This is a genomic window from Salinispora cortesiana (genome assembly GCF_000484695.1).
In the GTDB taxonomy this organism is placed as follows: domain Bacteria; phylum Actinomycetota; class Actinomycetes; order Mycobacteriales; family Micromonosporaceae; genus Micromonospora; species Micromonospora cortesiana.
In genome coordinates this window covers 39,515-61,103 of sequence record NZ_AXVR01000029.1, presented here as the reverse complement: position 1 = coordinate 61,103, position 21,589 = coordinate 39,515, and the positions used below count along the sequence as shown (strand labels likewise).

Genomic DNA, 21,589 nt, shown 5'->3' with positions numbered 1-21,589 from the left:
CGTCGGGGCGGCGCTGGTCGACGTCGGGGCGGCGCTGGTCGACGTCGGGGCGGCGCTGGTCGACGTCGGGGCGGCGCTGGTCGACGTCGGGGCGGTCGGCTGCGGCGTCGTGGATCTCGGCTTGCTCCGGGAGGGCGCCTGGGTCTTCCGAGACGACGTGGGGCGCGCGGCCGGAGCAGACGGGGCGCTGGCGCTCGGCGAGACGCCCGGCGAGGTGCTCGGCGACGCGGAGAGCGGGGCGGGTGTGGCGGTCGGGGAGTCAACTGTCGGCACGACCGCGACGGACCGGTCAGGCTCGTTGGCGGAGGTCAGCCGGACGGCGCCCGCGGTTCCACCGATCGCGAGCACGACACCGATCGCCGCGGTTGCCGCGACGCCGGTCGGGGAGACCCTTCGGGTACGCGCATGCCTGCCGGCCACCAGCCCGATCCTTTCGCCAACTGAACAAAGCGGGTCGGACCGTAACGAGCGAAGCGCATCCGAAGTCAACGTGATCATGGAGGTATTGCCTGATTTATCACGAAACGAATAGCCGATCATCCGACCGGCAATGGTCCGGCCGGCCGATCACCCGGCAGTGGACCAGAATGGCGGTATGCGCCCCGAGTTGAGTGGACGTCTCGCCGAACTGATCCGTTGGATCGACCCGGGACCGGGCGCCACCCATCTGGTCAGTGACATCTCCGGCTGGTGGCGGGACCCGGTGGTGCTGGCCAGCCTCGGCCCGGCCCTGGTCGAGCCCTTCCAGCAGTCCCGGCCGACGGTAGTGATCTCCCCGGCGGTCACCGGCTACCTGCTCGGACCGCTCGCCGCGACCGCGCTCGGCATCGGCTTCGTCGCGGCCCACAAGCCCGGCGACGGTCGCCTCCCCCCGGGCACGCTCACCTGGGCACAGGGCCCACCGGACTATCGCGGGCGCCGACTCGACCTCGCCGTACGAGACCGGAACCTCGAAGCCGGAGACCGGGCGCTGGTGGTGGACGACTGGGTCTCCACCGGAGCCCAGGTACGCGCCCTCTACGACATCTGCGCGGCCCGGGGTGCCACCGCCATCGGCACCGCCACGGTGGTGGCCGACTGTCCCCCGGAAGTCACTGCCGAACTCCGGATCCAGAGCCTGCTCACCGGCGCCGACCTCACCCCCTGAGCCAGAGCCGAGGTAACTCGGTCAGCTGGTGTGGGTTCAGCCGGGGTAGCTCGGTCACCCGAGGTCAGTCGTTTCGAACGGCCGGTCAGCCGGTCGGCCGGCGCAGCTCCGGCAACCGGGAAGCGACCTCCACCAGGACCGCCTCATCCCCCGCGTACCAGCTACTGGACCGGGGCCAGTGGGTGATCACGTCGGTGAAACCGAGTGCCTCGGCCCGCCCCACCTGCTCGGCGAAGAACTCCGCGCTACTGAGCGAGAAGACGGGCGCGGAGTCCACCAACAGGTGCCGGTCGAGGGAACTGGGCTCACGGCCGGCCGACGCCAGCGACTTGTCCAGCCGAGCGGCCAGGTCGGCCACGCCCTCCCACCACGCCTCCAAGTCGTCGGTGGTCGGGCCGGTGGTGACCCAGCCCTGGCCGTACCGGACCGCGAGCCGCATCGAACGCGGCCCGTTGGCGGCGACGACGAACGGCACCCGCGGCGTCTGGACGCAGCCCGGGTTGTTCCGCGCGTCAACCGCGGTGAACCAGTCACCCCGCCACGTCGTCCCGTCCTCGCGCAACACCAGGTCGAGCAGCTCAATGAACTCGCTGAACCGGTCCACCCGCTGCCGTGGCGGAAGGGTCTCGCCGCCGAGCACCGCGGCGTCGAACCCGATGCCGCCCGCACCCAGCCCGAGCAGGGCCCGACCGCCGGACACATCGTCGAGGGCGGTGACCTGGCGGGCGAAGGCGGCCGGATGCCGGAAGTTCGGCGACGCGACCAGCGTGCCCAGCCGGATCTGACGGGTCGCGGCCGCGGCGGCGGTCAGGGTGGTCATCGAGTCGAACCAGGGCCCGTCCACCAGATCCCGCCAGCCCAGGTGGTCATAGGTCCAGGCGTGGTCGAAGCCCCACTCGTCCACCTGCCGCCAACGCCGCTCAGACTCCGCCCAGCGCTGGTCTGGAAGGATCACAATGCCGATCCGCATGATCACCAGCCTATCCCCTTGCCCGCACGGCAGCAGGAGACCAGTGCGAATAGGGCCAGGTTGTGGTCCTCGCCGGCGGCGACAGCGATACGCGAGCGCCCCGTCAGCGCAGTGGCTTCGCCATCTGCTGAGTGGTCATCTCGTACCCGCTGCGCTCGTACAGGGCGATCGCCGGCTTGTTGTGACCGAAGACATTGAGTCCCAGGCGCAGCGCCCCCGCCTCCCGGGCCAGCTCCTCAGCCGCCGACAGGATGGCAGCGCCGTAGCCCAGCCGTCGGTGGGCGGGGTCAACCCTGATATCGAAAATCCAGGCCATCTCGGCCGACTTGCTGCCTGGATCCTCCAAGCCGAGCCAGAGGACTCCGACCGCCTCACCACTGCTGTTCTCCGCCATCAACAGCCGGTGGCGCTCGGTAGCCAGCCCGTGGGGCAGGAACTGCTCCCGATCCCGAAGAGCCTTCCTCCGGGCCGTTTCGGGCGAGACCAACCCGGTCTGGGACTCCACATACTCGCGGAGCTGCTGATCTGAGTAGACGTCATACTCGTCCTGACGCATATCCCGCAGTTTCACGACCTGATCCATGGTCGAAGGCTACTCGGGGCACGACCCGAGCAGGCCGCAGCGGTCCGCGTGGGACAGCCCAGCCGGTCAGTCGCCCAGATAGAGGCAGAAAGGGTGCCCAGCAGGATCGAACAGCACCTGTACCCGCTGCTGTGGTTGGTGGTCGGCGACCGTCGCACCCAACTCCACCGCGTGCGCCACCGCCGCACCCAGATCTGACACCTCAAAATCCAGGTGCAGCATCATCTGCGGAGCACCGGAGGTGGTTGGCCAGGTGGGGCGCTGGTAGCCAGCTGCGGTCTGCACCGCCAGATAGGCCACACCATCCGGCGCAGCGATGCTGACGAAACTCGGCTCCTCTTGGTAGACCTGCCAACCAAGCAGCTCGGTGTAGAACCGGGCGAGCACCGCCGCGTCCGGCGCATCCAGCACCACGCCCCAGTAGTCCCGCCGCTCAGCTCTCGGGCTGGCGCTGTCGTCCGTGATCCGCCCACGCATGGATCCATCCTGGCCCACAGGTCCGACAGTAGCGGCGGGATCAGTTCCTCGGCCATGCTGTACCAGTGCCGAATGCCTCCCTATCGCCCTCACAAAGGCCAACTTGAGCTGATCCCGCAAATCTCGGGTGACCTACTCATCGAATCCTCATCGGACCGAAGATGCCGTGCTTGATAGCTGCGCCTCCGTCGCCACCACCACCTCAGCAGCCAGGAGAATCCCTTCCCGAATGCCGACAGCAGGAGCGGCCCGACAGCAGTCACGACAACGAGGTGCCAGACCCATGCATCGCCCGGATCGGCCAGATGGCCGAAGACGATCAGCGCGGCCACCACAAACCCCACGGCGCCTGCCCCCCAGTCGCGCACGAAGACAAGGCCGCGGCGCCACCCCTTCCGTGCCGGAAGATCGAGAGCCTCACCCTTATTCAGGCGCTTCCCTTTACCGGATGACCCACCCACGGGCGCCATGTTCATCACCCTCAAACCGACAATCAAACCAAGCGGGACCTCGCCATGCCGACCGGTTGGCCACGTCCAGGTAGTGCGATAGCTCAAGACCCAAGGACTACCCGGGAATGATCGGCCGGGAAATGAACAGGGCTCGTTGCGGGCTGCGGCCTCAACGGTGCAGAAGACTCCGGTAGCGCCGTCCGGGCGGAGCCGACCCAGACGTCGATCCCTGCGCCGTTGCCACCGGTTCAGGGTGACGTGCGGGGGTAGGGCCTGGGCCGTCGGAAGGAAGCCCGACCCCACTTGATTTGATTACTCCATGTACGTCACGGCTCCTGACCGCATAGGTGAAGTCCAGCTCTCCGATGGGCGGCTGCTGGGTTGGGCGGAGTGGGGACCGCCGGATGGGACACCCGTGCTGTTCTCTCCTGGTGCCGCCACCAGCCGTTGGCTCGGGTTCGGCGCCGAAGTCATCGACCGGCTCGGCGTGCGGCTCGTTTCGGTGGATCGTCCGGGGCTCGGCGCCTCGACGCCGCTGCCCGGTCGAACGTTCGCCGACTTCGTCGCCGACCTCCGCCAGTTCACCACGATGCGTGGATTGGGCCGTCCCGCGATGGTCGGGAACTCGCAGGGCGCGCCGTTCGCGCTGGCCTGTGCGGAGGGAGGCATCACCGCTGCCCTCGCCATCGTTTCCGGCGCGGACGAGGTGGCCGCGCCGGAGTTCGCCTCCGCGCTGCCGGCCGAGCTACGCAAGCTCGTCGACTGGACGGTACGTGACGGGGCTGAAGCAGAGCGCTTCTTCGGCGGGTACAGCGCCGACACGCTGCTTGACTTCGTGCTGAGCGGCAGCCCGGAGTGTGACCTCGCGGTGTACCGCGAGCCCGCGTTCGCGGCCGCCTATCGTCGCGCCCTGAACGAGGCGTTCACGCAAGGGGCAACTGGGTACGCGCGGGACACGGTGCTGGCGATGAGCCCCTGGCCCATCGACCTCGGCGAAATCTCCGTGCCGGTCGACGTCTGGTATGGCGAACTGGACCAGAGCCACTCGCCAGACAACGGATCGCTGCTCGCCACCCGGATACCCGGCGCACAGCATCACCTCGTACCCGCGATCGGCGGAGCACTGCTGTGGACACATGCCGAGCCGATCCTCAGCACCCTGTTGACCAGGGCCGGCACCTAGTCGAAGGCGACAGACCGGCCGCTGACGCAGCCAATGGCCCGCTATTGGCCCATCCCTGTTTCAGGGTGACCTAGAACGACGGAAGCCCTGGCGGGACATGTGTCCTGACCAGGGCTTCCGTGCGTGGAGCGGGTGACGGGAATCGAACCCGCACTGTCAGCTTGGGAAGCTGATGTTCTGCCATTGAACTACACCCGCAGGCGGGACCACTCTACCTGAAGCACCACGCGGCGCACATCCCGGTACCCGCCGACACGAGCGACCCCCGCGGGTCAGCAGCCACCGAAGCGGGCTGAACCGGCAGCCGCGAACGTCGGCGCCGGTGCACCACCCATCTGACCAAGCCCAGCCAGGGGACGGCGTCAACTGCTGGCAAGGCCCTCGGAGCCGGCTTGGCATTTTCAAAGCTGTCGATGTCTTGTAAGGTCTGCCCCACGTTTCCCGCCATGGCACGCACACTCCCCCCGCTGTGCTGCCAGAAGGAGGTGGGCCCATGGGCCTCCATCCCAAGCTACTGTCCCGTCGAAGCGCCGGCATCGCGTCAACATCGCTCGCGCTACTCCTCGGCGCCGTCACGGCCGGCTACATCCCGGCGCACGCGGCGCCGCTCGCGAACCACGCCGCGGAACACGCCGCGAGCGAGGAGTGCGAGCCGGTCCACGCCGACGCCAAGGCCCGGCCGGGCAGCATCACCGAACACGACCCGAACCACCTGACCGAAGCCCAGGTGGCAGCACGGGAGAACGAGCTGGCCGAACTGGTGGAGATGCAGGTACGGCGCGAGGGCGCCGCCGCGTTCGCACCCGTGGCTCCCGCGTCGGTCGCCATCCCGGTGGTGGTGCACGTCATCCAGGAAGACAGCAGCCGGGCCGGCGGCAACATCCCAGACTCCATGATCTATTCACAGATCGACGTGCTGAACGATTCGTTCAGCGGGGCGACCGGTGGCGCCCCCACAGCCTTCAACTTCGCACTCCAGTCGATCAACCGGGTCACGAACCCGAGTTGGTACCCGATCAACTACGGCTCATCTTCGGAACGGTCGATGAAGAGGTCACTGCGCGTCGGTGGTGGGGAAACCCTCAACATCTACCTCGGTGACCTTTCGAGCGGCCTGCTCGGCTGGGCGACCTTCCCGAGACAATCGATTAACAAGATGGACGGCGTCGTCGTGCTGAACGAGTCGCTGCCGGGTGGCACCGCCACCAACTACAACCTCGGCGACACCGGCACCCACGAGGTTGGCCACTGGCTGAACCTTTACCACACCTTCCAGGGTGGCTGTAGCGGCTCCGGGGACGAGGTCAGCGACACCCCGGCCGAAGCCTCCCCGGCCTACCAGTGCCCAACCGGACGGGACACCTGCTCCGCGGCGGGCGTGGACCCGATCCACAATTTCATGGACTACACGTACGACTCCTGCATGTACGAATTCACACCGGGCCAGGCCAGCCGCATGCTGACCGCCTGGAACACGTATCGGGCATAGCCCTCGACCGGTATGGCCCTGCTGCCGGCTCCGAACGCCTGGAGCCGGCAGCAGCTCTTGCGGGGCCGGCGCTCAGGCCGCTGCGCTGCCCTGATTGACCGACATTCAGGCCGCCGCACTGCCCTGGTCAACGGTGGGGGTCGGCGAGCCGGCACGTCGAGGCTGGCCGGGGTGACCCGACGCGGCCTGACCACCCGGCTCCAGCCAAACCTGAACCGCCGGTCTCGCCACGCCAGCGATGTCGTGCTGGGCGACCATCGCGACATCGATGCTGAACTCGAAGAGCCGCCAGTCGATGTCGTAGATCGCACAGTGCCGGCGGGCCAGGCGGGTCACCCGGGCCGGGTCCGTCACCAGCCGAGCACGACCCGCGAGGTAGGCCTCGTCGTCGCTCTCCTCCGCGGGAAAAGAATGCAGCGCATAGCGCCCGTCGCGCTCCAGGTCGCGCCGCTTGGGCGAGTCAATCACGAAACAGAAGAGGCCCTCTTCGGTGAGCACCGGGGAGACCGGATGCACGCGAGGACCGCCGTCGGCGCGGACCGTGGCCAGGTAGCCCAGGCCCGGCCCGTACTGCTGGAGAAGCCGGCGGACCCCGTCGGCGAGGCGGGGTACGTCGGCGGCGAACTCGGACCAGGAAGCCATACCCGCACCCTATCGAACGTGCGTTCGAATGCCCAGGCGAAATGGGCGCGTGTCGTCGCACTCGCTATGGTGGTCCGATGCTTCTCTCCGATCGTGACCTGGCCGCCGAGATCAAGGCCGGCACGCTGGCGCTGGAGCCGTTCGATCCCGCGCTGGTCCAGCCGTCCAGCATCGACGTACGGCTGGACAAGCTCTTCCGGGTGTTCAACAACCACCTGTACACGCACATCGACCCGTCCCAGCAGCAGGACGACCTGACCTCGGCGCTCGAGGTGCCCGACGGCGAGCCGTTCGTGCTGCACCCCGGCGAGTTCGTGCTCGCCTCCACCCTCGAGGTCATCTCGCTCGGGGACCAGCTCGCCGGCCGGCTGGAGGGCAAGAGCTCGCTCGGCCGGCTCGGGCTGCTCACCCACTCGACCGCCGGCTTCATCGACCCGGGCTTCTCCGGCCACGTGACGCTGGAACTCTCCAACGTGGCGAACCTGCCGATCATGCTCTGGCCCGGTATGAAGATCGGTCAGCTCTGCATCTTCCGCCTCTGCTCACCCGCCGAGCACCCGTACGGATCAGCCGTCTACGGGTCCCGCTACCAGGGGCAGCGGGGCCCGACGCCCAGCCGCTCCTGGCAGAGTTGGCGCACCTGGCCCACCCGCTGACGCTGGGCGATCCAGCGGCTACGCAGGGACGAGCCGCCGGCTACCCACGGATGAGCCGGAGACAGCACCGCCGGAATCGACAGACGCAGACGACGAGGCCCCGGACGACAGGTCGTCCGGGGCCTCGATCCAGTCGCCGGGTCAGCCTGGTCGGCGGAAGCCGGCGATCGACGGCATGGTGTTGATGCTGGAAACCATGACCGGCTTGCCGGTCCGGGGCGCGTGCACCATCTGGTCGTTACCCAGGTACAGGCCGACATGGTGCAGGTTGCTGGGGCTGGAGAAGAAGACAAGGTCGCCGGGGCGCGCTTCGGATCGCGAAATCGCCTGGCCCTCGTTCCACTGGGCGCCGGTGTAGTGCGTCAGGTAGATACCGGCCGCCTTGTACGCGTACTGCGTCAGTCCGGAGCAGTCGAACGAGTTGGGGCCGGTGGCACCCCACACGTACGGGTCACCCACCTGAGCGCAGGCGGTCCGGATGGCGGTCCGGGCGGCCTCGCTGACCACACCGTTGATGGTGGGGCACTGCGGGGTCGACACCGTGGTCACCGGGAGTGAATCCTTGAGCCGCTTGATCTCGGCGTCGATCTGCTTCTTCCTTGCCGCCAGCTCGCTCTCCTGCTTGTCCTGGGCGGCAATCAGGTCATCGAGAGTCTTTTTCTGGTCCTCGTACTCTTTACGGATCGTCAGCACTTCCTCGAGTTGCTTCTGCTCCATAAGGGCAACCCGATTCAGCAGGGCCAACTCCTCGCTGATCTCATTCGGATCATCGCTTACCAGCAGCGCACCGAGCTCCCGCGACGGCCCGCTGATGTAGTACTGGGAGGCCAGGCCGCCGATCCGCTTCATCGCGGCATCGCTCTTCTGCTGGAGCGGAGCGAGCTTCTCCGCCAGGTCCTCCGACTTCTCGCGGTTGGCCTTCAGCTGCGCCCGAACCTTGTTGTACTGCGCGATCGTGGGCTCCATCTCGCGCCACTGCTCGTCGATCGCGGCCTCGATCTCCTCCACGGTCGGCTCGGCGTGCGCGGGGACCGCCAGCACACCGAGACTGACCGCGACCGCGGCGACCGCGGCGAGCAGACCGTGAGCGGTCCGACGCAGTCCTCCCGGACGGTGCGGCCGTGCCGAGTCCTGACGATGAGGGGACATGGTTGCCACCGGCACCGACTCCTTTGCAACCCGGACCACGGGGCGCCTCGGAACAAGGGGGGGTACGAGGCAGACGATCCACCGCAGCCAACGCACAACAATAGGGAGGGCCCGGTACGGAATCAAGGCAAACGAGCGGCTTTCACTTCTGCGTAGTCACCCGCCCACAAATAGTGCCGGCCCAACTCCAAACTGCGGGTCTCCAATAGACCGATATCCACAACCATTACGATCGATATCTAAGATCCACTCCTGGCTGTGGGCGAAACGACCAGCGGCGGCACCCGGTCGTGCCGCCGCTGGGACAAACGGCAGCGCGGCGAGCTGCCGCCGTCCCTGTCCGGGGCTTGGTCAGCCCGCGACCTGCTCACTCTCCTGGTCAACCGGTGGCTGTTCCGGGCGCACCGACCGGAGCAGAACGCTCGCCACGTCAACCACCTCGACCTGCTCGCCGGCTCCCTTACCGTTCACGCCGTCGTTGAGCATCGTCGAACAGAACGGGCAGCCGACCGCAACCGTCGCTACGCCGGTCGACATGGCCTCCTCGACCCGATCCACGTTGATCCGCTTGCCAATTTTCTCCTCCATCCACATGCGGGCGCCGCCGGCACCACAGCAGAAGGAGCGCTCACTGTTTCGCGGCATCTCGGTGAGCTCGCCCTGGACCGCCGTTCCGAGCACCTCACGCGGCGGAGCGAAGACCCGGTTGTGCCGGCCCAGGTAGCAGGGGTCGTGGTAGGTGACGCCGCCATCGACTGGCTGCACCGGAGTCAGCGCGCCGGTGGCCACCAGGTGGGCCAGCAGCTGCGTGTGGTGCACAACCTCGAACTCACCACCGAGCTGCCCGTACTCGTTGCCCAGGGTGTTGAAGCAGTGCGGACAGGTAGCGACGATCTTGCGACGGCTCTGCTCCCGGCCGTCAAACGCCTCGTTCAGAGTCTCGACGTTCTGCTGGGCGAGCATCTGGAAGACGAACTCGTTGCCGATCCGGCGAGCCGGATCGCCGGAACAGGTCTCCCCCTCACCCAGGATGGCGAAGGAGACGCCGGCCTCGTTCAGCAGCGTGGCGACCGCCCGGGTGGTCTTCTTGGCCCGGTCCTCGAAGGCGCCGGCGCAGCCAACCCAGAACAGGTACTCGAAGTCCTCAACCTCGCCGACCCGCGGCACCTCAAAGTCGAGACCCTTGGTCCAGTCTTCCCGGGTGTTCTGCGGGGCACCCCACGGGTTGCCCTTGTTCTCCAGGTTGCGCAGCATCACCCCGGCCTCCGAGGGGAAGCTGGACTCGATGAGCATCTGGTAGCGACGCATGTCGACGATGTGGTCGACATGCTCGATGTCGACCGGGCACTGCTCGACGCAGGCCCCGCAGGTGGTGCAGGACCAGAGCACGTCCGGGTCGATGACACCGGACTCCTCGGCGCCGCCGACCAGCGGCTTCTCCGCCTCGGCGAGCGCCAGCGCGTCAACGTGGGCGAGCTGCCCGTCGGTGGCCTTCTCCGCACCGGTCAGATCCTTGCCACCGCCGGCCAGCAGGTACGGGGCCTTCGCGTAGGCGTGATCGCGGAGGCTGAGCACCAACAGCTTCGGCGACAGCGGCTTACCGGTGTTCCACGCCGGGCACTGGGACTGGCAGCGGCCACACTCGGTGCAGGTACTGAAGTCCAGCAGCCCCTTCCAGGTGAACTGCTCGACCTGGGCGACGCCGAACTGGTCTTTTTCCGGATCCGCCTCCTCGAAGTCGAGGAGCTCGCCGTTGCTGGTCATCGGCCGCAGCGCACCGAGCCCAGAGCCCGGCCGGCCCGGGTTGCGCTTGAAGAAGATGTTGGGGAAGGCCAGGAAGCGGTGCCAGGCGACCCCCATGGTCACGTTCAGCGAAATGACGATCAGCCAGGCCATCGAGATCGCAATCTTGATGACAGCGGCGATGCTGACCCCGGCCTCCCAGTCCGGTAGCAGGCCGCCGACGGCGTGGCTCAGCGGTGCCGCCCAGACCGGATACTCGAAGTGGTCAGTAGCGACCTTGAAGCCCCGGATGAGAAAACCCATCACCAGGACGCCGAGAATGACGGCCTCAACGAAGTAGCCCTGCCACATGGTGGAGCCCGTGAACCGGGACTTTCCGCCGGGCCGGGTCGGTCGGTTGCGCACCCGGATCGCGATCAACACCAGGATGCTGGCGATCCCGAAGATGCCGAGCCCCTCGGTGACGAGACCGTAGACCGCCCAGTTCCCGACCAGCGGGAGCCCGCCGGTGGGGGAGACAACCTCGAAGTACGCCTCGAGCACCAGCAGCGACAGCACGATGAACCCGACCATCACGAACCAGTGCGCGGCACCCACGAGGCTCCAACGGAGCATCCGGGTGTGACCGGCGGTCTCCGCCAGCATCGTCCTCGTCCGCGCGGCCCAGTCGGTAAAGCGGGCCGGATCCGGCTGGCCCAGCCGGATCACCGCCACCATCTTCATGACTGCCCGCACGGCGAGCCACACCGCCACAGCGGTGATGGCGGCCGCGACGATCGTGGTGACGATCTGGACGCTGCCCATCGAGTCGGCCCTCCCGGTCTACTACTGCCTCGAGCGGCTCGGCGATCGGCACCCGGTCAGGACGTGGTCGGCGAAACTCTCGCCATATCCTCGACCCGGACCGATCGTTGAATTGCCTCGCCCGGTCGTGCAGTGCAGCCTACGCGCAAGGTTACCCATCGGTAACGTGACGCATCTCGCATCCCGAACGACGCCGTCCTGCGCCACACCATAAGGTGCCGCGCCTGGCAGCGCCGGTTGGGGCCGAGTCAACCCGGGCCGGCTAGGCTGGCGCGCCGGCCGGAGCCGGCGCGCGGATCAACGCACGGTCAACGCCAGCGCGAGAGCAGGATCAGGGAGCCGACCATCGCGCCGAAGCCCACCGCGAGGTTCCAGTAGCCCCACGACATGACCGGATACGCCTGCTCGGAGAGGTAGTAGACCACCAGCCAGCCAATGCCGACGACGATGAGCGCGACCGCCGTGGCCGGCAACCAGACCGGGCTAGGCTTACGCGTCGCCGCCGTCGCCGTCGGACGCACGTCTGTCGGCGGGGTGTACACCTTCTTCTTACGGACCTGAGACTTGGGCACGACGCTCTCCAGAGGGGGTGACGACCTCGTCCGGCCTGACAACCGGGCGCGAGGGCGACGGTCCATGGCCAATAATGTTCGACAGCTAGCGTAGTCCGGAAGACCCGTTCAGGCCACGAAAGGGTCTTCTCCAACACCCCGGAGGGGTCATTGGAGCGGGCTGGCAGGCGACGAGGGGAGGGAAGCCCCGTGGAGTACACATCCGGCGCGGCCTCCTGGCGGAAGGTGCTCCGGCGGGTCGTCGCCGCCCTCATCCGGCGCCCCCGGCAGCGCCGACTCGGCTGGCCGGTCGGCGTACCGTTGATCGCCGCCGCGGCCGGACTACTCTTCACCACCACCGCTACCACTGCCGGGGGCACCACCCTGCGCGAGGACCGACGCCCCCAGCTCAACCAGCTCATCCAGGACCGCCACGCCGAGGTGGCGGCCAGTGAGCAGCGGGCGGCGGAGCTCCGCGCGACGGTCGAGGCCCGCACCAGCGCCCTCGCCGGCTCTGACGAGACGATCCAGCGGCAGCAGGAGCGAGCAGCGGCCAGCCAGGAGCCGGCCGGCTTCACCGCCCTCACCGGCCTCGGAGTGACCGTGGAGCTCGACGACGCGCCGCGGCGCAGCGACGGCAGTCTGCCCGCGGGCGCCACCAACGACGACCTGGTGGTGCACCAAGGCGACGTACAGGCCGTAGTGAACGCCCTCTGGGCCGGCGGCGCGGAGGCGATGTCAATCATGGATGTCCGCGTACTCACCACCAGCGCGGTACGCTGCGTCGGTAACACCCTGTTGCTCCATGGCCGGGTGTATTCCCCTCCATTCAAGATCGTAGCGATCGGCGACCCCGCTACCCTCCAGCAGGCCCTCGCCGAATCTGAGGGAGTCCGGTTGTTCAAGGACCTGGCGAACATCTACAAGCTGGGCTATAAGGAGACTGTCTCCACCGTGACGGTGCCAGCGTTCGATGGCTCGGCGGCACTCCGCTGGGCGACGGTGCCCGAATGACCAGGGCCTCGGAGAGCTGGCAGCCAGATCAGGACGACGACCAGACGGCAGTCCTGCCGCGACTGGAACGCCCCTGGGCGCAGCCCCAGCACGAGTCGGGGCCGCCGTCGCCCCCGCCGGGCCCCCTGCCCCAGTCGGACCCACTAAGCCAGCCGGACCCGCTAAGCCAGCCGGACCCGCTAAGCCGGCCGGGCCTGCCGAGCCAGCTACCGGGATCGACCGACAGGTCGCCGCGCCCGCTGAGCCAGTCGCCGCGGCACTTGGCCAGCCCCGCCCCCACACCTCCAGCCGGCTCGACCTTCGACGCTGCGTACTCGTCACCGTCACCACTGTCGGTGCCGGCGGCTGATCGCCCCCTCGACCAGCCGCAGGCAGGCCACCGAGATCTTCGGCCCGAATCCCCATCCCACTCGTCGGACCCAGCCACCCCTTCACTGTCACCAAGCCCGGTCAACCCGCGCCGGCCAGCATGGGACCGCACCCCGTCGACGGCCGACGCCCCCACCGCGCTCATCCCGACAACACCGCTGCGGACCGCGGCCCCGAACACCGGCACGGCCCCGAATGCCACCCCGGACACCGGCTCTGCCGCCGATCCGGCGGCCACCGCACTCATCCCGCGAGTGGCCAGCCACACCCCTCCGCCACTGGACTCCACCGCCCTGATGGGCGCGGTGCCCCAGCCGCCCCGCGACGCGGACGCCACGGCCGAACCCGCTGTCGAGGAGCCGGCCCAGCCGCGCCGAGGCGAACGGGTGGTCAAGCTTCGCCCAGAGCAGTCCGCCGACGGCTACAAGAGCGTCTACTCGGAGTTGACCCGGCCGACGTTGCGGTCCCGCCTTCGCACCGGCGTCCGCGCCGCCGGAGAGGTGCTCATCACCTTCGGCATCGTGGTGCTCCTCTTCGCCGGGTACGAGATCTGGGGGAAGTCGGTGATCGTCAACGCCCACCAGAACGACCTCAGCCAGCAGCTCGCCGAGGCGTGGGGGCCCACCGGTGACCCGACTGTGACGCCCTCTGCTACTTCCTCGTCCGCCCCCGCCCCTGCCTCCGCCCCGCCGAAGGTGGAGGGCACACCGATCGCCGGCCTGTACATCCCACGGCTCGACAAGAACTGGATCGTCGTCGAGGGGGTGACCCAGAAGGATCTCCGATACGCCCCGGGCCACTATCCGACGAGCGCCCTCCCCGGCCAGCTCGGCAACTTCTCCATCGCTGGGCACCGGAACCGGGCCACCTTCTGGCGACTTGACGAACTGGACGACGGCGACGTGATCGTTGCCGAGGATCGCGACAACTGGCACGTCTACCGCGTCACCCGCAACCACATCGTCAAACCGAGCGAGGTGGCGGTGGTGGCGCCGGTTCCCGGCGAACCGGGCGCCGAACCGACCGACGCGATGCTCACCCTGACCACCTGCCATCCGAAGTTCGACAACTACGAACGCCTGATCATCCACGCGAAGCTGGACCGGACCCAGGCCAAGTCGGCGGGGCGCCCAGCGGAACTGGGGGGCTGAGGAGATGTACGCCTGGATCTGGCGAAAGTTGCCGTTCGGACTTCCCGGCAAGCTGGCCGGCAGCGTCCTGTTAACGACGGCCGCGGTCGCTCTGCTCTGGTACGTGGTCTTCCCCTGGGCTGAGCCGCTGCTCCCCTTCGACGATGTCCAGGTCACCCAGGAGACGGGGGACCCCGGGGCGCCGGAGGTTCCCGGCTTCCCACCGCCCGCCGACGGGCCGGCACCGACCGAGGATGGGCACGACCTGCCGTACGACACCGACGAGAACAACCCGCCTCCCTCCCCGGAAGAGTGACCCGTGCGCATCCTGGTCATCGACAACTACGACTCGTTCGTCTTCAATCTGGTGCAGTACCTGGGTCAACTCGGCGCCGACTGCGAGGTGCGCCGCAACGACGAGATCAGCGTCGCGGAGGTCGGGCAGGCGAACGCGGATGGCGTCCTGCTCTCCCCCGGCCCGGGTAGCCCAGAGCGCGCCGGCGTCTGCCTGGATGTCATCCGGGAGTACGCCGGGGTGCTTCCTCTCTTCGGTGTCTGCCTGGGCCACCAGGCGATCGGGGAGGCGTTCGGTGCCACCGTCGCCCAGGCCCCGGAGTTGCTACACGGCAAGACCTCCGAGGTTCAGCACCAGGGCGTGGGGGTACTGGCCGGCCTACCGAAGGTGTTCACCGCGACCCGCTACCACTCACTCACTCTCGTGCCGGGGACGTTGCCGGACGAGTTGGAGGTCACCGGTTGGACCGGCTCCGGCGTGGTGATGGCGATGCGACACCGGTGGTTGCCGATCGAGGGGGTGCAGTTTCACCCCGAGTCGGTCCTGACCGAGGGCGGGCACCTCATGCTGGCGAACTGGCTGGCGTCCTGCGGCTTTCCGGGGGCATTGGAGCGCGCCCCCGCGTTGGCGGCCGAGGTCGACGCGCGCCGACGTACCGCGTTCAGCACCACCTGACCGACGATCAACAGCGCCCTGGCGACGGCTTGGGTCGTCCCACGCCCGCCGGATAGTGCCATCACCCCGCGCCGTAGCTCCGACACGGGGAATCACCGCCCACCTCAATCACCGTCGCCCGGCGTCTCGGTCGGCTCCGGATCCGGCGTCGGCGTCTCGGTCGGCTCCGGCGTCGGGGACTCGGTCGGCTCCTCGAGCACCGTCACCGTGATGGTCACCGTCTTGCCCTTCTCACGCTGGGTGCCCGGGCTCGGGTCCTGGTTCGTCACCCGGCCTTCATCGCCCGGTGGCACCGGCTGACCCTCCCGGACCTTGACTTTGTAGCCGGCGTCCTCGAGTTCCTCCTTGGCATCCTCGACGGAGGATTGCACCACGTTCGGCACGGTGCCGATGTTGCCCTTGGAGACGGTCAGCGTGACCGTCTCCCCCTCCGCCGCCTGGCTGCCCTCATCCGGCGACACCCCCAGGACCTCGCCCTCCGGCTCCGGACTGTCAACGAGTTCGCGCTCCACCTCGAAGCCGCGGTTCTCCAGCTGCTTCTTCGCGTTGTCGAAGGTGATGCCGACCAGGGTGTTCGGGATCTCCACCGTCGCCGGCCCAGCGCAGATGAAGACCGTGACGACCGTGTTCGGAGCCAGCCGTTGGCCCTGGCCTGGATCCTGTCTGGCCACCTCTCCCTTGGTGCAGTCGTTGTCGCGGACCGCCTCGCCGGTGTCCGGTACCAGGTCCGCCCGCTCAATCGCCGCGAACGCGTCAGCCTGCTCCAGCCCGGTCACCTGCGGGACCGTGGCCTGCTCGGGTTCTCGGGGCTGAAACTGGTTGACAGCCAACGCGACCACCGCGAGTACGGCGAGCGCGGCGAAGGCGGCGATCAGCCACGACGACGTCCGGCGCCGACGGGGGTCACCGACCCGGGCTGGTATCTGTTGGGTACGCGGACCGGGCGCGGCGGCCGGGTATCCGGCACCGGCTGGGGCGAGTTGGGTGGTCTCCTGCTCCCGCAGGACCGGGGTCGCCATGACCGGCCGTCCGGCGGCGGCACGCAGTAGGTCCGCCCGCATCTCGCCGGCGCTCTGGTAGCGGTTGAGCGGGTTCTTCGACAGCGCCTTGAGGATGATCGCGTCAACGGCCGGGGGGACCTCCGGGTTGAGGTCGCTGGGCGTCGGTGGCGCCTCCCGGACATGTTGATAGGCGACGCTGACCGGGCTGTCTCCGACAAACGGCGGGTGTCCGCAGAGCAACTCGAAGAGCACACAGCCGGCGGCGTAGACGTCCGAACGGGCGTCCACCGACTCGCCACGGGCCTGCTCGGGCGAGAGGTACTGGGCGGTGCCGATCACGGCGCTGGTCTGCGTCATCGTGGTCGCACCGCTGGCCAACGCCCGGGCGATCCCGAAGTCCATCACCTTGACCTGGCCGGTCTGGGTGAGCATGACGTTGCCGGGCTTGATGTCCCGGTGGATGATGCTGTGCCGGTGGCTGAACTCCAGCGCCGCGCACATGTCGGCGCAGATCTCCAGCGCCCGGCGCGGCTGGAGCCGCCCCTCGCCGCCCAGCACCTCCTTCAGCGTCCGCCCACCGACGAACTCCATGACGATGAACGGCAGGGTCTCACCGGTCGGCGCCTGCTCCTCACCGGTGTCGTAGACGGCGACGATGGCCGGGTGGTTGAGGGAGGCCGCGTTCTGCGCCTCCCGCCGGAACCGCATCTGGAAGGTGGCGTCCCGGGCCAGATCGGCCCGGAGCATCTTGATCGCAACGTCCCGACCCAGTCGCAGGTCACGACCGCGATGCACCTCGGCCATGCCGCCGTAGCCGATTAGCTCGCCGACCTGGTAACGGCCACCGAGCAGGCGGGCCTGCGCTGTCATCGCGTCTGTCGTCCTTCGCTCGTCGTCGTCTCATCGCCGCCCGTCGAGGGCAGTTGCAGTCGACGGTACGACGTTCGGTCTGAATCGTCGCGTCCGTCGAGCCGGAGCTCACCGGAGGTTCCCGGCGAATACCCCGGCCGGCCGGAGGGCCCGGCAGACACCTCGCCCCAAACGTAGGAAACCATGCCAAAGCAGGTCAGGACCAGAGCGGCCAGGAGGAGGACAAGGAGCATTCTCCCGAACCGGAACCGGCGGGGCGGCGGACTTGGCGCGGGGAGGTGCCCGGGACGCGCTGACGCCAGTGGCACAGCGGCGACCGGGGATCGCCCGACCTGCGGTTGCGGGGCGGGCGGAGGGGAAGGCGGCGGCGCCACCGGTGAGCGGAAAACCTGCGGTGGACGGGCAACAACCGGCGGCGGCACCTTGGCCCGACCCGGCACCGGTGTGGCGGGCACCGCCGACACCACGCTGGCTCGACCTGGTGCCGGCGCGGCAGGCGCCGCCGAGACCGGACTGATCCGACCCGGCGCCGGTGAAACCGGAACGGCCTGTCCCGCCGCCCGGGTGGCCTGGGAGAGCTGGGCCTTCAGTTGTCGGCTCACCCCGGCCAACGCTGCCGCGCTCGGCCAGCGGTCCGCCGGGTCCTTCGCCATGGCCCGCTCGACCACCGCCCGCACCTGCGGTGGAATGTCGGCAGGCAGCGCCCGAGGCGTGTCCCGGACGTGCTGTAGGGCGATCTCGAGTGGGTTGTCGCCCGCAAAGGGTCGCCGGCCGGAGAGGCACTGGTAGGCGACCACACCGAGGGCGTACACATCCGAGGCAGGGGTGGCGACCGCACCGGTGGCCTGCTCCGGTGAGATGTACGAGGCCGTCCCGAGCACCGAGCCGGCGGCGGTGAGCTGGGCAACCAGGTCGGATCGGGCGATACCGAAGTCGGTGAGCACCAGGGTGCCGTTCGGCCGGACGAGGAGGTTGCCGGGCTTCACGTCTCGGTGCACGATGCCCTCCAGGTGGGCGGCGTGCAACGCGTCGGCGGCCTGGGCCACCAGGGCCATCGTTCGGGCGGAGGTGAGCCGACCGACCCGGTTCAGGGTGGCCAGGAGCGCCTCGCCCTCCACGTGCTCCATCACCAGGAAAGCGATCTGCTGGTCGCTGCCGAAGTCGTAGATGTCAACGACACCGGGGTGGTTGATGGTCGCCATCGTGCGCGCCTCGCCCCGGAACCGCTCGGCGAAATCAGGGTCGTCGAGCAGGGCCGGCAGGAGACTCTTCACGGCGACGGTCCGGCCGAGCACCTCGTCGGTGCCGCGCCAGACGTCGCCCATGCCGCCGCTGGCGATCCGCTCGTCGAGACGATAGCGGTTGCCGAGCTTCACCCCGGAGCTGAGCATCTCAGCGGCTCCCCGGCGAGGCGATCGCCGCCCGCATGATCTGCCCGGCGATCCGGGCGGCCTCGGCGCTGCCGCCGTCGCCGGCCTCCTCGAGCAGGACACAGACCGCGGAGACCGGGTTGCCGTCCTTGTCGAGCGCGAAGCCGATGAACCAGCCGTGATCGGGAGTGTCCGGACCAGACTGTGCCGTGCCGGTCTTGCCACCGACGGTGTAACCGCTGATCCGGGCGTTGCGGCCGGTGCCGTTCTGGACGACGCTCTCCATCATCTCCCGCAGGTCGGCGGCGACCTGGTCACTGACCGGCTGGCGCAACTCGTCGGGCTCGGCGGTGTAGTAGTTGGTGGTGCGATCAGCCCCAAGAATCTGACTGACCAGATACGGCCGCATCTGGCTGCCGTCGTTGGCTACCGTGGCGGCGATCAGGGCGCCCTGAAGCGGAGTCATCCGAACATCACGCTGGCCGATGGAGGACTGGGCGAGGGCAGCCGGGTCAACGCTGCCGTCGGCGTTCTCCATGCTGCCGGTCCGACTGGCGGCGACCGGTTCGCCGTCCTCACCGAGCCGGCCGACGGTCAGGTCGTCCTGCTCGAAGCCGAACTGCCGGGCCTTCTGCTTGAGCGTGTCCGCGCCGAGGCGCACGCCGAGCTGGGCGAAGCCGGTGTTACACGACTCGGTCACCGCGTTCATCAGCGTGACCTCCGCCTCCGGGCAGATGGAGGGGGCCGCGTTCTTGATCGGCTGACCCGAGGTCGGCGGGGTCCAGCTGGGCCCGGCGGGGATCTTCGTGTCCTGGGTGAAACCGTTCTCGAGCGCCGCGGCGGCCGCCACGATCTTAAAGGTGGAGCCTGGCGGGAGCACCTCGCCGAGTGCCCGGTTCTTCAGCGGACCGTCCGGGTTCTGCTGCAGCTCGTTGTAGGCCGCTGTGGCCTCGTCCGAGTCGTGGCTGGCCAGTGGGTTCGGGTTGAAGCTCGGCATCGAGACCAGCGCCTGGATCGCCCCGGTACGCGGGTCGAGCGCGATGGCCGCGCCCTTACTGACCCCCTTACGGTTCTCCAGCAGCTGCTCGTACGCGACATCCTGCGCCTGCTTGGAGATGGTGAGCAGGACGTTCGCGCCGGCGGTCTCGTCACCGGTGACCAGGTCCCGTAGCCGGTCGCCGATCAGCTGGTCGCTGGTGCCGGCCAGGAATGCGTTCTCCGCCTCCTCGATGCCGGTGTCGGCCAGGTTGACCGGCTTGTAGCCGATCGCGTGGGCGTACTTCGCCCCGGCGGGATAGGTGCGCAGGTACTCCAGCTCCCCGTCGGTCTCCTTACTCACCGCGAGGGCCGTACCGCCGGCCTCGATGTTGCCGCGCTTGCGCTCGTACTCGGCGACCTGGACCCGGCCGTTGTAGTCGCTGTTGCGGTAGTCATCGGCCTTGTAGGCCTGAATCCAGTTCAGATTCGCGAAGAGGAGCCCGAACAGGACCATCACGACGAGCCCTACCCGGCGCAGTGGTGCGTTCACGGTCTGATCACCTCCGTGGGGGCACCGTGTAGCTGCTCTGGTGGTCCGCCCGTCGGTCGCGTCGACGGAGGGCCACCACCGGTCACCGGGCGACGGGCGGCATCGGAGATCCGAAGCAGGATCGCGATCAGCAACCAATTCGCCATCAGCGACGAACCACCGGCGGAGAGGAACGGCGTGGTCTGGCCGGTGAGCGGAATCAGCCCGCTGATCCCGCCGACGATCACGAAGACCTGGAGCCCGAGGGTGAACGCCAGGCCACCGGCGAGCAGCTTGCCGAACGAGTCGTGAACCGCCAGCGCGGCGCGCAGCCCCCGCTCGACGATGAGCAGGTAGACCACCAGCAGGGCGGAGAGACCGAAGAGACCGATCTCCTCGCCGAGGCCGGCGAAGATGAAGTCGTTCTGCACCTCGGGCAGCTTCAGCGGCTGGCCAGCGCCGGGCCCGGCGCCGAACATTCCACCGCTACCAAGCGCGAGCAGCCCCTGCACCAGCTGGTAACCGTCGTTGTACGGGTCGGCAAACGGGTCCAGCCAGATGTTGGCCCGCAGGTAGAAGTTGGCGAACGGGCCACCGATCAGGTCGCCCAACACGTACGCCAGATAGGCGCCACCGAAGAAGAGCACCAAGCCGATGAGGAGCCAGCTCACCCGTTCGGTGGCGATGTAGAGCGTTGCCACGAACATGCCGAAGTAGAGCAGGGAGGTGCCCAGGTCCTTCTCGAAGACCAGAACCAGGAGGCTGATCAGCCAGACCACCACGACCGGCCCGAGGTCCCGGCCCCGCGGGAGGTCGACACCGAGGAACCGGCGACTGGCCAGGGAGAGGACCTCCCGCTTTCGGACCAGGTAGTACGCGAAGAAGGCGAGCAGCGCGAGCTTGGCGAACTCGCCGGGTTGGATGGAGAGACCGCCGACCCGAATCCAGAGCTTCGCGCCGTTGATCTCGGAAATACTCGGCGGTAGCACTGCCGGGATCATCACCAGCACGATGCCGGCAAGACCGAGCGTGTATGCGTACCGGGAGATTGAGCGGTGATCACGGACCACGGCGAGCAACCCGGCGGCGAGAGCGACCGAGATCAGCGTCCAGGCGAGTTGACGCCCGCCGGTGCCGGCGAAGGTCGCCAGTTCGGCGCGCTCGGCTGGGGTGGCGCGGGCCAGGTCCAGCCGGTGCAGGAAGCCGACACCGAGGCCGTTGAGGAGGGCGACGGCCGGCAACAGAGCCGGGTCGGCGAAAGGCGCCAGGAACCGGATCGCCACGTGCAGGCCGAGGAAGACCGCGCTGAGCGCGGCGGCCGGTACCCAGAAGCTCGGCGTGACCGTGTCGAGAACGCTGGCTTCGACCATCGCCCCGTACGCGGCGACCAGCACCATGGCGAGCAGCAGCAGCGACAGCTCGGCGTTACGCCGGGACCGGGCCAGACGCACGCCGCTCTGCCCGCCCGTGCTGGTGGGCGGGGATGTCGACGTGGCCGCTGCGGTCACTGAA

Annotated in this window: 19 protein-coding genes, 1 tRNA gene and 1 pseudogene; 8 read left to right on the top strand and 13 right to left on the bottom strand. The window is 68.6% G+C overall.

The features are described 5' to 3' along the window. Positions 1 to 420, bottom strand: a pseudogene (locus K228_RS29550) (septal ring lytic transglycosylase RlpA family protein); the annotation flags it as partial. A gap of 175 nt (positions 421 to 595) precedes the next feature. Between K228_RS29550 and K228_RS0114460 the strand changes: the two are divergent. Further along, the gene (locus K228_RS0114460) at positions 596 to 1,147 is read left to right on the top strand and encodes a phosphoribosyltransferase family protein (RefSeq protein ID WP_025619078.1); all 552 of its coding nucleotides are present in this window, start codon (positions 596 to 598) and stop codon (positions 1,145 to 1,147) included. An 85-nt stretch (positions 1,148 to 1,232) separates the two neighbouring features. Here the strand turns inward: K228_RS0114460 and K228_RS0114455 are convergent, their stop codons facing one another. From K228_RS0114455 to K228_RS0114445, 3 genes are all read right to left on the bottom strand, one after another. Next, the gene (locus tag K228_RS0114455; RefSeq protein ID WP_025619077.1) at positions 1,233 to 2,123 is read right to left on the bottom strand and encodes an LLM class flavin-dependent oxidoreductase; all 891 of its coding nucleotides are present in this window, start codon (positions 2,121 to 2,123) and stop codon (positions 1,233 to 1,235) included. A 97-nt stretch (positions 2,124 to 2,220) separates the two neighbouring features. After that, the gene (locus tag K228_RS0114450; protein ID WP_025619076.1) at positions 2,221 to 2,700 is read right to left on the bottom strand and encodes a GNAT family N-acetyltransferase; all 480 of its coding nucleotides are present in this window, start codon (positions 2,698 to 2,700) and stop codon (positions 2,221 to 2,223) included. Between the two features lie 66 nt (positions 2,701 to 2,766). Beyond that, positions 2,767 to 3,177: a VOC family protein gene (locus tag K228_RS0114445; protein WP_025619075.1), complete on the bottom strand. Its 411-nt coding sequence runs from the start codon at positions 3,175 to 3,177 to the stop codon at positions 2,767 to 2,769. Positions 3,178 to 3,948: 771 nt separating this feature from the next. Here K228_RS0114445 and K228_RS0114440 point away from each other — a divergent pair. Then, positions 3,949 to 4,812, top strand: a complete 864-nt coding sequence (locus K228_RS0114440) for an alpha/beta fold hydrolase (protein ID WP_025619074.1) — start codon at positions 3,949 to 3,951, stop codon at positions 4,810 to 4,812. A gap of 124 nt (positions 4,813 to 4,936) precedes the next feature. Here K228_RS0114440 and K228_RS0114435 read toward each other — a convergent pair. Beyond that, positions 4,937 to 5,010 (bottom strand) — tRNA-Gly (locus K228_RS0114435). A 295-nt stretch (positions 5,011 to 5,305) separates the two neighbouring features. Here K228_RS0114435 and K228_RS0114430 point away from each other — a divergent pair. After that, positions 5,306 to 6,301 carry a zinc metalloprotease gene (locus K228_RS0114430; protein ID WP_025619073.1) on the top strand — a complete coding sequence of 332 codons (996 nt, stop codon included), beginning with the start codon at positions 5,306 to 5,308 and terminating at the stop codon, positions 6,299 to 6,301. A gap of 105 nt (positions 6,302 to 6,406) precedes the next feature. Here K228_RS0114430 and K228_RS0114425 read toward each other — a convergent pair whose 3' ends face one another. Next, on the bottom strand, positions 6,407 to 6,943 hold the full coding sequence (locus K228_RS0114425; RefSeq protein WP_025619072.1) for a pyridoxamine 5'-phosphate oxidase family protein: 537 nt from the start codon (positions 6,941 to 6,943) through the stop codon (positions 6,407 to 6,409). Between the two features lie 77 nt (positions 6,944 to 7,020). Here K228_RS0114425 and dcd point away from each other — a divergent pair, with 77 nt between their 5' ends. Further along, positions 7,021 to 7,599, top strand: a complete 579-nt coding sequence (gene dcd / locus K228_RS0114420; RefSeq protein WP_025619071.1) for a dCTP deaminase — start codon at positions 7,021 to 7,023, stop codon at positions 7,597 to 7,599. A gap of 141 nt (positions 7,600 to 7,740) precedes the next feature. On the opposite strand, the gene K228_RS0114415 is transcribed toward dcd, so the two are convergent. The 3 genes from K228_RS0114415 to K228_RS0114405 form a co-directional block, all read right to left on the bottom strand. Further along, positions 7,741 to 8,748 carry a C40 family peptidase gene (locus K228_RS0114415; RefSeq protein ID WP_050580992.1) on the bottom strand — a complete coding sequence of 336 codons (1,008 nt, stop codon included), beginning with the start codon at positions 8,746 to 8,748 and terminating at the stop codon, positions 7,741 to 7,743. Between the two features lie 351 nt (positions 8,749 to 9,099). Then, entirely contained in the window at positions 9,100 to 11,295 is a 2,196-nt protein-coding gene (locus tag K228_RS0114410; RefSeq protein ID WP_025619069.1) for a (Fe-S)-binding protein, read from the bottom strand. Between the two features lie 308 nt (positions 11,296 to 11,603). Next, the gene (locus K228_RS0114405; RefSeq protein WP_018738360.1) at positions 11,604 to 11,867 is read right to left on the bottom strand and encodes a cell division protein CrgA; all 264 of its coding nucleotides are present in this window, start codon (positions 11,865 to 11,867) and stop codon (positions 11,604 to 11,606) included. Between the two features lie 189 nt (positions 11,868 to 12,056). On the opposite strand from K228_RS0114405, the gene K228_RS0114400 reads away from it, so the two are divergent. The 4 genes from K228_RS0114400 to K228_RS0114385 are packed head-to-tail and all read left to right on the top strand — an operon-like array spanning position 12,057 to position 15,329. Then, a complete protein-coding gene (locus K228_RS0114400) occupies positions 12,057 to 12,860 on the top strand; it encodes a DUF881 domain-containing protein (protein WP_025619068.1) in 804 nt (267 codons plus the stop codon). Further along, complete coding sequence (locus tag K228_RS27205; protein ID WP_080671607.1) at positions 12,857 to 14,380, top strand: class E sortase; 1,524 nt, start codon at positions 12,857 to 12,859, stop codon at positions 14,378 to 14,380. The genes K228_RS0114400 and K228_RS27205 overlap by 4 nt, the downstream gene beginning before the upstream one ends. A 4-nt stretch (positions 14,381 to 14,384) precedes the next feature. Beyond that, a complete protein-coding gene (locus K228_RS0114390) occupies positions 14,385 to 14,675 on the top strand; it encodes a hypothetical protein (RefSeq protein WP_025619066.1) in 291 nt (96 codons plus the stop codon). Positions 14,676 to 14,678: 3 nt separating this feature from the next. Beyond that, complete coding sequence (locus K228_RS0114385) at positions 14,679 to 15,329, top strand: aminodeoxychorismate/anthranilate synthase component II (protein ID WP_025619065.1); 651 nt, start codon at positions 14,679 to 14,681, stop codon at positions 15,327 to 15,329. A gap of 104 nt (positions 15,330 to 15,433) precedes the next feature. Here the strand turns inward: K228_RS0114385 and pknB are convergent, their stop codons facing one another. Genes pknB through K228_RS0114365 form a run of 4 tightly spaced genes read right to left on the bottom strand, consistent with a single transcriptional unit; the run spans position 15,434 to position 21,585 of the window. Beyond that, entirely contained in the window at positions 15,434 to 17,200 is a 1,767-nt protein-coding gene (pknB, locus tag K228_RS0114380; RefSeq protein WP_025619064.1) for a Stk1 family PASTA domain-containing Ser/Thr kinase, read from the bottom strand. Beyond that, on the bottom strand, positions 17,197 to 18,591 hold the full coding sequence (locus tag K228_RS0114375) for a serine/threonine-protein kinase (protein ID WP_025619063.1): 1,395 nt from the start codon (positions 18,589 to 18,591) through the stop codon (positions 17,197 to 17,199). Before K228_RS0114375 ends, pknB begins: the two co-directional genes overlap by 4 nt. Before the next feature lies 1 nt (position 18,592). Beyond that, a complete protein-coding gene (locus K228_RS0114370; protein WP_025619062.1) occupies positions 18,593 to 20,098 on the bottom strand; it encodes a peptidoglycan D,D-transpeptidase FtsI family protein in 1,506 nt (501 codons plus the stop codon). Further along, on the bottom strand, positions 20,095 to 21,585 hold the full coding sequence (locus K228_RS0114365; RefSeq protein ID WP_025619061.1) for an FtsW/RodA/SpoVE family cell cycle protein: 1,491 nt from the start codon (positions 21,583 to 21,585) through the stop codon (positions 20,095 to 20,097). Before K228_RS0114365 ends, K228_RS0114370 begins: the two co-directional genes overlap by 4 nt. Positions 21,586 to 21,589: the final 4 nt, after the last annotated feature.